This window comes from Streptomyces sp. NPDC057877 (genome assembly GCF_042796855.1).
Lineage (GTDB): Bacteria > Actinomycetota > Actinomycetes > Streptomycetales > Streptomycetaceae > Streptomyces.
On sequence record NZ_JBHVMS010000002.1, the window covers coordinates 50,780 to 63,017 of the forward strand.

Sequence of the window (12,238 nt, forward strand, 5' to 3'; positions counted from 1 at the left end):
GCATACCGTGAGGAGTCGAACGTCGCCGCAGGGAGGAGACACGGGATGGGCAGCCGTACCGCGCTGGTCGAGGATCTGATGGAGCGCTTCCCGCACGTGCCGCGGGAAGCGGTCTTCAAGGAGGACCTGCTCCGCGGCGGTGTCGCCTTCGACGCGTCCGCGCTCAGCGACAACGAGGGGGGCGAGGTCAAGCCGAAGTCGTACTTCATCTTCTCCTTCGACCACGGCACCCTGCCCGAGCTGGGCGAGGCCGCGCTGCGCCGCCCGCCGGAGGAGATCATCCTCACCGGTGGGCCGTACGACCTGCGGCGCACCGTCGTCTCGGTGCGGGTGAACCCGGCGTCGCCGTACCGGGTGGCCGCGGGCGAGGACGGGCTGCTCGGCCTCTACCTCGACGGCAAGCGGATCGCCGACGTCGGTGTGCCGCCGATGCCGGAGTACTACCGGCACAAGCTCTCCAACGGGAAGTCCGTGATGGAGGTGGCCCCGACCATCCAGTGGGGCTACCTGATCTACCTGACCGTCTTCCGGGTCTGCCAGTACTTCGGCGCCAAGGAGGAGTGCCAGTACTGCGACATCAACCACAACTGGCGACAGCACAAGGCCGCCGGTCGACCGTATACAGGAGTCAAGGACGTCGAGGAGGTCCTCGAAGCCCTGGAGATCATCGACCGCTACGACACCGCGAAGGCCTCCACCGCCTACACCCTCACCGGCGGCGCCATCACCAAGACGGTCTCGGGCCGCGACGAGGCCGACTTCTACGGCCACTACGCCAAGGCCATCGAGGAGCGCTTCCCCGGCCGCTGGATCGGCAAGGTCGTCGCCCAGGCACTGCCGCGCGACGACGTCCAGCGGTTCAAGGACTACGGCGTGCAGATCTACCACCCCAACTACGAGGTGTGGGACGAGTACCTGTTCAAGATGTACTGCCCCGGCAAGGAGCGGTACGTCGGCCGCGACGAGTGGCACAAGCGCATCCTCGACTCCGCGGAGGTCTTCGGCCCCCGCAACGTCATCCCCAACTTCGTGGCGGGCGTCGAGATGGCCGAACCCTTCGGCTTCACCTCCGTGGACGAGGCCATCGCCTCCACCACCGAGGGCCTGCGCTTCTTCATGTCCCACGGCATCACGCCCCGCTTCACCACCTGGTGCCCGGAGCCCACGACCCCCCTCGGCAAGGCCAACCCCCAGGGCGCGCCGCTGGAGTACCACATCCGCCTCCTGGAGGCCTACCGCGCCACCATGGACGACTTCGGCCTCTCCTCGCCCCCCGGTTACGGGCCGCCCGGACCCGGGCGCGCGGTGTTCTCCGTCAGTTCGTTCATGGACAGCCTGTCGGCCCGGGAGGAGCCGGTGGAGGTCTGAGGCGGCCGGGTGACCGGTGCCCGAACGGCGTTCGGTGGGTTTGAAGAGGCGGCTTGTCAGTTGTGCGGGGGCCGTGAAAGGCTCGGTGTCGGCCCCTGAGGTTCCCCGCAACTCCCCCGGTTGTCCGGTGAGTTGACCTCGCATGCGGATGCAGGAGACCCATGCCCGACCTGCCGACTCCCAAGGACGCCGCCGAGGCAGCGCTGTTCTCCGAGTGCTGGGACACGGTCCTGTCCTACGCCGACCTGTGCACGTCCGGTTCCGAGGCGGCCAACCGGCTGGCCCGGGAGGCGTTCGCGGACGGTATGCGTGAGGGCCCGGCGGCCCCCACGACCGACGCCGTGCGGGGTGCGGGCCGACGCGTGGCCCGGCTGCCCCGGATTCCCCGGCTGCTGACCGCCGTACGCGACACCGCCGCCGCCTGGGAGGCACGGGGCCAGGGCCACCGGCTCGACCCCGATCTGCGCCTGTGGCTCACCTCGGAGCAGGCCGCCCGCTACACCGGCCCGCCCCTCGGCCGCCCGCTCGCGCCGCGCACCCTGCGCGACATGCAGCCCGCCGACGCCGAACTGCTGTGGCTGGCCGAGGTGGAGGCGCTGCCGCTGGCCGTGGTGGCCCGCCGACTGCGCCTCGACCCGGCCGGGATCGGCGCCGAACTCGCCGAGGCGCGCGCCCTGTTCCGGGACCGCTGCCTGCGCAACCACCTCGACTCCCCGATGACGGCGGAGTGCCGCGGCTACGCCCGGATGCTCGACGCGCTGACACGGGACCCCGGCGCGGACGCGCCCGACGGCCCCGACGACCTCTCCCAGCACCTCGCCCGCTGTGTCCGCTGCGCCGAGGCCGCCGCCTGCCTGCGACCGCACGGCGGCGGACTGCCCGCCGCTCTCGCCGGCGGGGTGATCGGCTGGGGCGGACTCGCCTACCTGGAGCGCAGGCGCCGCGCCGCCGACGTCCGGCTCGGCCCCGCGCACCCCACGCCCGCCGACCCGGAGCCGGAACCGGTGCTCTCCGGCGCCCACAAGGCGCGCGTCCTGCGCAACGGCCTCCTCGTCGCCGCCGTCCTCGTCTCCGCGCTGGCCCTCGCCGTGTCCCTGATGCCGGGCGGCACCAGCGACCACGCCGCCACCGATCCCGGCGACGGCAGCCCGGTGGCCGACCCCCGCCCCTCCCTGCCCGGCAGCGCCCGCCCCGGCGCGACCACCGACCGCGGTCCGTCGCCGACGCCGGAGAAGACCCCGCGGCCCACCAAGCCCCCCGAGAAGACGGACCCGAACCCCCGCCCCGAACCCCAGGGCACCGCGACCCTCACCCCGCCCGCACCCGCGCCCACCGCGGTCACGCCCCCCGCCGCGCACCCCGCCCCCGAGACCGCCGGGACCACGGCCGCCTGCCGCGTCGACTACGACCTCACCGGCCAGTGGCCCGACGGCTTCCAGGCCACCGTCACCGTCACCACCGCCCACGCCCTCGACGACTGGCGCCTGACCTGGTCCTTCCGGGACGGCCAGCGGGTGAACCAGATGTGGGACGCGGGCTACGTCCAGGAAGGCACCCGCGTCACCGCCACCGCCGCGCACTACAACGGCACCGTCCCCGCGGGCGGCACCCTCGCCCTCGGCTTCATCGCCTCCTGGGACGGCACGAACTCCCCGGGGTACGACTTCGAGCTGAACGGGCGGGGTTGTGTGAACGCGTGAGCGCGAAAACCGGTTGACGGGGCCGTGGGGCCGCCGACTATGGTGACGGGGTCCGCGCAAGAAGGCGACGAGGAACGAGGAGGTGTCGACCGATGGCTGTCATGGCGATGGGCGCTGCCCGCATCCAGGAACCCATCAAGTCCACCTCCGTGGCCACCGGCTGACACTCTCACCCTCCGCGCGCTTCCGTGCGCGCCCGTGTCGGGGCCACCCTTGTGAAGGGTCACCCGTTGACTTCCCTTTCCACCTCTGCTTTCTCCGCCCTCGCTCCCTACGGCTGGGACGAGGAATGGGCGGAGCAGTTCGCCCCCTACGACGCGCAGGGGCTGCTGCCCGGGCGTGTGCTGCGCGTGGACCGCGGGCAGTGCGACGTCGTCACCGCGCACGGTGTGCTGCGGGCGGACACCGCGTTCGTCACGCCGCACGACCCCCTGCGGGTCCTGTGCACCGGTGACTGGGCCGCCGTCGACCCCGAGGGCGGCAACCCGCGCTATGTGCGGACGTATCTGCCGCGCCGTACCGCCTTCGTGCGCTCCACCTCCTCCAAGCGGTCCGAGGGGCAGATCCTCGCCGCCAACGTCGATCACGCGATCGTCGCCGTGTCGCTGGCGGTCGAACTCGACCTCGCCCGCGTCGAACGCTTCCTCGCGCTCGCCTGGGAGTCGGGGGCGCAGCCCGTGGTCGTGCTCACCAAGGCCGACCTCGTGCCCGACGCCACCGCGCTGTCGTACCTCGTCGAGGACGTGGAGAGCAGCGCGCCCGGCGTGCCCGTGCTGACGGTCAGCGCGCTGCACGGGGAAGGGCTCGACGTCCTCGTGGCGCTCGTCTCCGACGGGACGTCCGTGCTGCTCGGGCAGTCCGGCGCGGGCAAGTCGACCCTCGCCAACGCGCTGCTCGGAGAGGACCTCATGGAGGTGCAGACCATCCGTGACGTCGACGGCAAGGGGCGGCACACCACCACCACCCGCAACCTCCTCGCCCTGCCGGGCGGCGGGGTGCTCATCGACACGCCGGGGCTGCGCGGGGTGGGTCTGTGGGACGCCGGGAGCGGGGTCGGGCAGGTCTTCTCGGAGATCGAGGAGCTGGCCCGCGACTGCCGCTTCCACGACTGCGCCCACGACGCCGAACCCGGCTGCGCGGTGCTCGCCGCCATCGACTCCGGCGAGCTTCCGGTACGACGCCTGGAGAGCTACCGCAAGCTGCTGCGCGAGAACCAGCGCATCGTCGCCAAGACGGACGCCCGGATGCGCGCCGAGATCCGCAAGGACTGGAAGCGCAAGCACGCGGAGGGCCGCGCGGCGATAGAGGCGAAGAGGGGGCGGCTGCGTTAGCGGTACCGGTTCCCGTACCCGTGCTTGGCGGATAGTGCCGTGTCCGTTTTCCGCCAGCCGTGGCCCCGTACCTGGCGGACACTGGATCTCGTGATGGACGAGGACACCAGGTACGAGGCCGTGCGCAGCCGGGACGCCCGCTTTGACGGCGAGTTCTTCTTCGGCGTCACGACCACCGGCGTCTACTGCCGTCCGAGCTGCCCCGCGGTGACCCCGCGGCGGCACAACGTACGGTTCTTCGCCACGGCCGCCGCCGCCCAGGGCTCGGGCTTCCGGGCCTGTCGGCGGTGTCGGCCGGACGCGGTGCCGGGGTCGGCCGAGTGGAACGCGCGCGCCGACGTGGTGGGCCGGGCGATGCGGCTGATCGGTGACGGAGTCGTCGACCGGGAGGGCGTCACCGGGCTCGCCGCGCGGCTCGGCTACAGCGCCCGGCAGGTGCAGCGGCAGCTCACCGCCGAGCTGGGCGCCGGGCCGGTCGCCCTGGCCCGCGCCCAGCGCGCGCACACCGCGCGGACGCTGCTCCAGACCACCGAACTGCCGGTCACCCATGTCGCGTTCGCGTCCGGGTTCGCCAGTGTGCGGCAGTTCAACGACACCATCCGTGAGGTGTACGCCCTCACCCCGAGCGACCTGCGCGCCCTCGCCCCCGGCCGCGCTGCGCGCGTGGCCCGCCGTGCCACCCCGACCGCCGGGATCCCGCTGCGGCTCGCCCACCGCGGGCCCTACCAGGCCGGGCCCGTCTTCGACCTGCTGGCCCGGGAGGCCGTCCCCGGTGTGGAGGAGGTCAGCGGTACACCCGGGCGCCGCACCTACCGCCGTACCCTGCGACTGCCGTACGGCACCGGCATCGCCGCCGTCGACGAGCGTCCCGGCAACCGGCGGCCGACCCCGGGGGCCCACCCCGGCGGCTGGCTGGACGCCCGGCTGCACCTCACCGACCCGCGTGACCTGACGACCGCCGTACAGCGGCTGCGGCGGCTGTTCGACCTCGACGCCGACCCGTACGCCGTCGACGAGCGGCTCGCCGCCGATCCCCGGCTGGCCCCGCTCGTCGGCGCCCGCCCCGGGCTGCGCTCACCGGGCGCCGCCGACCCGGAGGAGCTGGCGGTACGGGCGCTGGTGGGGAGGGCGGAGGCCGAGCGGCTCGTGGCGCGCTACGGCAAGGCGCTCGACGCGCCCTGCGGCACCCTCACCCACCTGTTCCCCGAGTCCGCCGTCCTCGCCGGGGCCGAGCCGCACGGCACCCTGGGCGCGCTCACCGCCGCCCTCGCCGACGGCACCGTACGGCTGGACCCGGGCGCCGACCGGGACGACGCGCAGGCGGCGCTGCTCGCCCTGCCCGGCCTGGACGGCGCCACCGCCGCCGCCATCCGTGCCCGCGCCCTCGGCGATCCCGACGTCACGCCACCCGGCGCCGACGTACCCGACAGCTGGCGTCCCTGGCGGACGTACGCCGTACTACACCTGCGGACCGCAGGGGAGTTGGAGTGACCATGACCGTCAGCAGCAGCAGTCCTACGACCAGCCTGTGGGCCCTGGTCGACAGTCCCCTCGGCGCGCTCCTGCTCACCGCCGACCCGGCGACCGGCGCGCTGACCTCGCTCTCCGTGCCCGGACAGAAGGGCGGCCGGACCGTCCAGGACGGCTGGCGGCACGACCCCGGGCCGTTCCGCGAGGCCGGGCGGCAGCTCGGCGCCTACTTCGCGGGTGAGCTGACGGAGTTCCGGCTGCCGCTGTACACCGAGGGCACCGAGTTCCGGGAGAAGGTGTGGGCCGCCCTCGACGACGTCCCCTACGGGGCGACCACGACGTATGGCGAGATCGCCGCCCGGATCGGCGCCCCGCGCGCCGCCGTACGGGCCGTGGGCGGCGCGATCGGCGCGAACCCGCTGCTGATCGTCCGCCCCTGCCACCGGGTGATCGGCGCGGACGGCTCCCTGACCGGGTACGCGGGCGGCCTGGAGCGCAAGACGCGGCTGCTCGGGATCGAGGGCGTCCTCAGCCCCACAGCACCGCGCCCAGCCACGCGCCCATGATCAGCAGGCAGGTGAACAGCTCCGCCAGCACACTCCAGCCGCCCGAGCGCATCGTCGTGCGCAGCGCCGCGCGAGCCTCCCCGTGGCGGCCGAGGCGCAGGCGCTCGGCGAGGTAGATGCCGCCGACGTAGCCGGGGATCGCGCCCAGCACCGGGACCAGGAAGAAGCCGATCAGCGCCCCGCACCCGGCGTACGCCGCCAGCCGCCGGTCGGCCCGGCTCATCCGCAGCCGTCGGGGCGGCAGCGACCAGCGCACCACCTGGCACAGCAGCAGCGCGACCGTGGCGCCGACGAGCACGAACCAGGACACCGCTCGCGGATCCTGCAGCGCCCACCACATCACCGCGGCCCAGACCAGCCACGACCCGGGCACCCCGGGCACGAGCACTCCGCACAGGCCGAACAGAATGACCAGCCCGGCCAGCAGGAGTTCCCACACTCCCATCTGCCCAGGGTGCCGGAGCGGCCGGGGGCCCGCAGGTCGGGCAGCACCCCGGCGGCCGGATCCCGACGGAGAGGGACCGCGGCGGCCGGATCCCGACGGAGACCGGCACCGCGGCGGCCGGATCCCGACGGCCGGATCCGACGGAGACCGGGACGCGCGGCGGCCGGACGTCAGCGCGTCCGCGCCACCCAGCCCCGCTCGTACGCGTGCCAGCCCAGTTGCAGCCGGGTCGTCGCACCGGTCAGCTCCATCAGGCGCTTCACCCGGCGCTGTACGGTGCGCAGCCCCAGGTCGAGCTGTTTGGCCGCGCTCGCGTCGGTCAGCCCGGCCAGCAGCAGGGAGAGGATCTCCAGATCCAGGGCGTCGGGGCCGTCCGGGCGCTCCTCGGTCACGCCGGAGCCGCCGACGCGCAGCGGCAGCGCGTCCCGCCACACCGCCTCGAACAGGCCCGACAGCAGCTCGAGCAGCCCGCTCGCGTGCACGACCAGGGCGGCGGGCTCCGCGACCGGCGCACCGAGCGGCACCAGCGCCGTCGTACGGTCGGCGACCACCAGCTTGGTCGGCACCCGGTCGACGACCCGGACCTCCTCGTCCCGGCCGAGCGCGGCCGTCAGCTCGGTGATGCCGTGCGGCTGGTCCAGCACCGCCCGCTCCACGACCACCCGGTAGCGCACCCCGCGCCCGGCCGCCTGCTCCTCGGCGTCGTTCTCCATGCCGGTGACGGCGACCGGGTCCCCGGTGACCAGGGCGCACACCTCGTGGGCCGCCCCGAGCTGCAACTGGAGGAACCGCTGGGTGACCGCCGCAGCGCCGACCACCACCTCGACCAGGTCGTGCACCGCCGGTTCGGCCGCCGCCGCCCGGTACTCCTCGGCGAGCAGCGCCGCCGCCAGCTCCGCCTGCTCCAGCTCGTGCCGCCGCTGGGTGAGCAGCGCGCCCAGCGCCACCGCGGGCGGGGCCGCCACCCAGCGCCCGGGGCGCGCCGAGGACTGGGCCGCGAGGCCATGCCGCTCCAGCTCCCGCAGCGCCCGCTCGGTGTCCTGCTCGCCGAGCGCCAGCCGCCGCGCCAGCTCGGCCACGTCGGCGGCGCCGACCGCCACCAGCGTCCGGTACGCCGACTCGTGCGCACCGTGCAGACCTATCGCCGACAGCATCAGCCGCTGCCCCTTCCGTGTCCCGGTCAGGTGCGGGGGCGCGTGGCGGGAACCGGCCACGGCGCAAACCCGCCGCGCACCATCATCGCGGCAGCGTACGGCGCTCTGCCAGGGTGGACGGCACGTGCCAGCAGGGGCTTCACGATCGTGACCCGGGCCCGTGACGCGCCGTGGGTGCGCAGGGGCCGGGCCCGGGTCACCCCATGTCGCCGGGCGGTTCTCCCGTGGGGGGTGGAGCCGCCCGGCGGCCCGAATTTCCGGATGACCCGTTTTCCTACGGCCCCCGCGGTGGACAATTAGGGGCATGAGCCAGCAAGGGGGAAGGCCCACCGGTCACTCCGACGACTGGTGGGGGCAGCTGTACGACGACTCCACCGAGGACACCGGCCCGACGGCCGCGCCCGACACGGTGGACGACCGGTTCGCGTCCGCGTCGGGGGCCGTGGGCGACGGGACAGCGTTACCCGGACCGCGTGCCGACTCACGCGGCACCCCCCGCCGCGCCGGGCTGTTCCGGCAGCGCACCCCGCAGGAGCCACCGCCCGCCCCGCCCCGGGGCCCCACCGCCGCCACCACCGGCACCCCCGGCCCCGTACCCCCGCCGGACCCCGCGCCCCCGCCGCCCGCCCCGCGACCCGCCGCCGAGGACCCCCGCCCCGTCGCCTACGTCGGCTCCGGCCCGCCCACCTACGAACCCGAGCCCACCGCGCTGCCGCCCGCCGACCCCGACGACCTCGGCGAACTGGTGGCCGACACCGTGCTGGACGGCGCCCGCTACGGCGCCTGCACCCTGCGCGCGGTGTCCATGCGCGGGGACTCCGCGCGCTACCGGGGCGAGCCGCGCCGCGACGCCCTCCTCACCGCCCGCTTCGGCACCGGTGACCAGGCGCTGGTGCTGGTGGCGATGGCGACCGGCACCCGCGCCACGCCCGGCGCGCACCGGGCGGCGGCCCAGGTCTGCCAGTGGATCGGCAGGGCTGTCGGGCGCAGCCACACCCGGCTCGCCGAGGACATCCGCGCGGGGCGGCGCGGCGATCTGAAGTCGGGCCTGCACCGGCTGACCGACCGCAGCCTCGGCCGCCTGCGCGCGGGCGCCGTCGAGGAGGGCCTCAGGCCCGAGGAGTACTCCGCCACCCTGCGCTGTCTGCTGCTGCCCGCCGACCCCGAGTGCCGTACCCGCGTCTTCTTCGGCGTCGGCGCGGGCGGGCTGTTCCGGCTGCGGGACGGCGTGTGGCAGGACATCGAGCCGCCGGTCGGCGAGGTCACCGGCGAACCCGTCGTCGGCTTCGGCTCGCTGCCCAGCGAGACGCCCGAGGGCGACCGGCTCACCATGGACCTCGGCATACCGACGCCCCCGAGCCCGTACGAACCCGCCCCCGCACCGCCCCGCGAACCCTTCCGGTTCCGCGCCTCCGTCGCCCGGCCGGGTGACACGCTCCTGATGTGCACCGCGGGCCTGGCCGAGCCGCTGCGCGGCGAACCGGACCTCAGCGCCCATCTGACCGCGCGTTGGTCGGCGCCCGAGGCGCCCGGTGTCGCCGAGTTCCTCGCCGACGCCCAGGTCAGGGTCAAGGGTTACGCCGACGACCGTACGGCCGCCGCCGTTTGGGAGGCGTAACCGCCGCGACTGTGGATTGATGGACCCAGCGAGACCAAGGAGATCCAGCGGGACCGGGTGCTAAGGGGTGCATGGGTTCATGGCCAAGCAGAACGTCGCGGAGCAGTTCGTCGACATCCTCGCCCGCGCCGGAGTCAAACGCCTGTACGGCGTCGTCGGCGACAGCCTCAATCCGGTCGTCGACGCGATCCGCCGCAACTCCGCCATCGACTGGATCCACGTACGCCACGAGGAGACCGCCGCCTTCGCCGCCGGGGCGGAGGCCCAGATCACCGGCCAGCTCACCGCCTGCGCCGGTTCCTGCGGCCCCGGCAACCTGCACCTCATCAACGGCCTGTACGACGCCCACCGTTCCATGGCCCCCGTGCTCGCCCTCGCCTCGCACATCCCCTCCAGCGAGATCGGCCTCGGCTACTTCCAGGAGACCCACCCCGACCAGCTGTTCCGCGAGTGCAGCCACTACAGCGAGCTGATCTCCAACCCCCGGCAGATGCCCCGGCTGCTGCAGACCGCCATCCAGAACGCCGTCGGCCGCAGCGGCGTCAGCGTGGTCTCCCTGCCCGGTGACATCGCCGCCCAGACAGCGCCCGAGAAGGCCGCCGAGACCGCCCTCGTCACCTCCCGGCCCACCGTCCGCCCCGGTGACGCCGAGATCGACCGGCTGGTGGAACTGATCGACCGGGCGAACAAGGTCACCCTGTTCTGCGGCAGCGGCACGGCGGGCGCGCACGCCGAGGTGATGGAGTTCGCGGGGAAGATCAAGTCGCCGGTGGGACACGCGCTGCGGGGGAAGGAGTGGATCCAGTACGACAACCCCTTCGACGTGGGGATGAGTGGGCTGCTCGGCTACGGCGCCGCGTACGAGGCCACCCACGAGTGCGACCTGCTGATCCTGCTGGGGACCGACTTCCCCTACAACGCCTTCCTGCCCGATGACGTGACCATCGCGCAGATCGACGTACGGCCCGAGCACCTCGGCCGTCGCTCGAGACTCGACCTCGCCGTGTGGGGGGACGTGAAGGAGACGCTGCGCTGTCTCATCCCGCGGGTGCGGGTGAAGGAGAACCGGCGCTTTCTGGACAAGATGCTGAAGCGGCACGCGGACGCGCTGGAGGGGGTCGTCAAGGCGTACACGCGGAAGGTGGAGAAGCACGTTCCCATCCATCCCGAGTACGTCGCCTCGGTGCTCGACGAGATCGCCGACGACGACGCGGTGTTCACCGTGGACACCGGGATGTGCAATGTGTGGGCCGCCCGCTATCTCTCGCCCAACGGGCGCCGTCGCATCATCGGGTCCTTCTCCCACGGCTCGATGGCCAACGCGCTGCCGATGGCGATCGGCGCACAGTTCACCGACCGGGAGCGGCAGGTCGTGTCGATGTCGGGGGACGGGGGCTTCTCCATGCTGATGGGGGACTTCCTGACGCTCGTGCAGTACGACCTGCCGGTCAAGGTCGTGCTGTTCGACAACTCCTCCCTGGGCATGGTCGAGCTGGAGATGCTGGTCGCCGGGCTGCCCTCCTACGGCACCACCAACAAGAACCCCGACTTCGCCGCCGTCGCCCGGGCCTGCGGTGCGTACGGCGTGCGGGTGGAGAAGCCCAGACAGCTCGCCGGGGCGCTGAAGGCGGCCTTCAAGCACAAGGGGCCCGCGCTGATCGATGTCGTCACCGATCCCAACGCGCTGTCCATTCCGCCGCGGATCAGCGCGGAGATGGTGACCGGGTTCGCGTTGTCCGCCTCGAAGATGGTGCTGGAGGGCGGGGTCGGGCGGATGGCGCAGATGGCTCGGTCCAATCTGCGGAACATTCCTCGGCCTTAGGGGCACGGCGGCGGTCGCTGCGCTCTGCATTTCGGCCAGTTTTGGCTTGCGTTGGTCGTTGACGGTTCTCCATGACTGGGGGCGTACGCACGGGGCATGGATTCCGTGAACGTGTTCGAGCAGGAGGGGAACCGACATCGGCACGCGGGCGGGGGACATGAGAAGGCAGGTACCAGGGGGCGGGCCCATGGCGATCGGGGCCTCCTCCGCACAGACGGCGGGGGACGACGCGGAGGTCAGGGCCGACGGGGACGAGTGGCGGCTGCGCCGCGGGCTGGGGCGGGCCGATCTGCGGGCGGTGTCCGAGGCCCGGCGGGCGCTGCGGGAACTGCTGCGGGACCGGGGGAGGCCCGAGCGGGCCGAGGTCGCCGAACTGCTCACGAGTGAACTCGTCACCAACGCGCTGGTCCACACCGACGGGGACGCGGTGCTCACGGCCACCGTGGGGCGTCGGGGGCTGCGGGTGGAGGTGCGGGACTCCGTCGCCCGGCCGCCGCGGCTGGGTCCCGGGGAGAGCTGCGACGGTACGCACGGGCGGGGGCTGGTGCTGGTGCAGGCCCTGGCGGACGCGTGGGGGGTGCGGGCGCTCGGCGCGGGGAAGGTCGTGTGGTTCGAGATGGCGGTGTGAGGAACGGGTACGCGCGAAGGGGCGGGGCCGACCTCACGGCCGCTTCCCCGCCCCCTGTTCCGGTGTTCCGGACTCTCAGCTCCGGTGTTTCGGACTCTAAGCTCCGGTGTTCCGGACGGTCAGCTCCGGTGTTCCG

10 protein-coding genes are annotated in these 12,238 nt (G+C 73.6%); 8 read left to right on the plus strand and 2 right to left on the minus strand.

What is annotated here, in order from left to right:
- The first annotated feature begins 45 nt into the window (after positions 1 to 45).
- The 5 genes from ACFVQG_RS04180 to ACFVQG_RS04200 all read left to right on the plus strand — a co-directional run bounded on the left by ACFVQG_RS04180 (position 46) and on the right by ACFVQG_RS04200 (position 6,435).
- Positions 46 to 1,368 (plus strand): radical SAM protein, encoded by a 1,323-nt coding sequence (locus ACFVQG_RS04180; RefSeq protein WP_383376634.1) that lies wholly within the window; start codon positions 46 to 48, stop codon positions 1,366 to 1,368.
- Between the two features lie 161 nt (positions 1,369 to 1,529).
- Positions 1,530 to 3,068, plus strand: coding sequence for a cellulose binding domain-containing protein (locus tag ACFVQG_RS04185; RefSeq protein WP_383376636.1), 1,539 nt, complete (start codon positions 1,530 to 1,532; stop codon positions 3,066 to 3,068).
- A 230-nt stretch (positions 3,069 to 3,298) separates the two neighbouring features.
- Positions 3,299 to 4,399: a ribosome small subunit-dependent GTPase A gene (rsgA, locus tag ACFVQG_RS04190; RefSeq protein WP_383376638.1), complete on the plus strand. Its 1,101-nt coding sequence runs from the start codon at positions 3,299 to 3,301 to the stop codon at positions 4,397 to 4,399.
- Between the two features lie 93 nt (positions 4,400 to 4,492).
- The gene (locus tag ACFVQG_RS04195; RefSeq protein WP_383377911.1) at positions 4,493 to 5,890 is read left to right on the plus strand and encodes a DNA-3-methyladenine glycosylase 2 family protein; all 1,398 of its coding nucleotides are present in this window, start codon (positions 4,493 to 4,495) and stop codon (positions 5,888 to 5,890) included.
- Positions 5,891 to 5,892: 2 nt separating this feature from the next.
- Positions 5,893 to 6,435: a methylated-DNA--[protein]-cysteine S-methyltransferase gene (locus tag ACFVQG_RS04200; RefSeq protein ID WP_383376640.1), complete on the plus strand. Its 543-nt coding sequence runs from the start codon at positions 5,893 to 5,895 to the stop codon at positions 6,433 to 6,435.
- Here ACFVQG_RS04200 and ACFVQG_RS04205 read toward each other — a convergent pair.
- Entirely contained in the window at positions 6,398 to 6,880 is a 483-nt protein-coding gene (locus tag ACFVQG_RS04205) for a DUF456 domain-containing protein (protein ID WP_383376642.1), read from the minus strand. The two genes, ACFVQG_RS04200 and ACFVQG_RS04205, sit on opposite strands and share 38 nt — an antisense overlap.
- 170 nt (positions 6,881 to 7,050) lie before the next feature.
- The gene (locus ACFVQG_RS04210; RefSeq protein WP_383376644.1) at positions 7,051 to 8,034 is read right to left on the minus strand and encodes a helix-turn-helix domain-containing protein; all 984 of its coding nucleotides are present in this window, start codon (positions 8,032 to 8,034) and stop codon (positions 7,051 to 7,053) included.
- A 304-nt stretch (positions 8,035 to 8,338) separates the two neighbouring features.
- On the opposite strand from ACFVQG_RS04210, the gene ACFVQG_RS04215 reads away from it, so the two are divergent.
- From ACFVQG_RS04215 to ACFVQG_RS04225, 3 genes are all read left to right on the plus strand, one after another.
- The gene (locus ACFVQG_RS04215) at positions 8,339 to 9,652 is read left to right on the plus strand and encodes a protein phosphatase 2C domain-containing protein (protein WP_383376646.1); all 1,314 of its coding nucleotides are present in this window, start codon (positions 8,339 to 8,341) and stop codon (positions 9,650 to 9,652) included.
- A gap of 79 nt (positions 9,653 to 9,731) precedes the next feature.
- Complete coding sequence (locus ACFVQG_RS04220) at positions 9,732 to 11,474, plus strand: pyruvate dehydrogenase (RefSeq protein WP_383376648.1); 1,743 nt, start codon at positions 9,732 to 9,734, stop codon at positions 11,472 to 11,474.
- Positions 11,475 to 11,661: 187 nt separating this feature from the next.
- Positions 11,662 to 12,102, plus strand: a complete 441-nt coding sequence (locus tag ACFVQG_RS04225) for an ATP-binding protein (RefSeq protein WP_383376650.1) — start codon at positions 11,662 to 11,664, stop codon at positions 12,100 to 12,102.
- Positions 12,103 to 12,238 lie beyond the last annotated feature (136 nt).

Excerpts from the sequence above, each read along its gene's own strand:
- ACFVQG_RS04220 (WP_383376648.1), top strand. The coding sequence starts at position 9,732 with ATGGCCAAGCAGAACGTCGCGGAGCAGTTCGTCGACATCCTCGCCCGC.
- ACFVQG_RS04185 (WP_383376636.1), top strand. The coding sequence starts at position 1,530 with ATGCCCGACCTGCCGACTCCCAAGGACGCCGCCGAGGCAGCGCTGTTC.
- ACFVQG_RS04225 (WP_383376650.1), top strand. The coding sequence starts at position 11,662 with ATGGCGATCGGGGCCTCCTCCGCACAGACGGCGGGGGACGACGCGGAG.
- ACFVQG_RS04195 (WP_383377911.1), top strand. The coding sequence starts at position 4,493 with ATGGACGAGGACACCAGGTACGAGGCCGTGCGCAGCCGGGACGCCCGC.
- ACFVQG_RS04180 (WP_383376634.1), top strand. The coding sequence starts at position 46 with ATGGGCAGCCGTACCGCGCTGGTCGAGGATCTGATGGAGCGCTTCCCG.
- ACFVQG_RS04200 (WP_383376640.1), top strand. The coding sequence starts at position 5,893 with ATGACCGTCAGCAGCAGCAGTCCTACGACCAGCCTGTGGGCCCTGGTC.
- ACFVQG_RS04205 (WP_383376642.1), bottom strand. The coding sequence starts at position 6,880 with ATGGGAGTGTGGGAACTCCTGCTGGCCGGGCTGGTCATTCTGTTCGGC.
- ACFVQG_RS04210 (WP_383376644.1), bottom strand. The coding sequence starts at position 8,034 with ATGCTGTCGGCGATAGGTCTGCACGGTGCGCACGAGTCGGCGTACCGG.
- ACFVQG_RS04215 (WP_383376646.1), top strand. The coding sequence starts at position 8,339 with ATGAGCCAGCAAGGGGGAAGGCCCACCGGTCACTCCGACGACTGGTGG.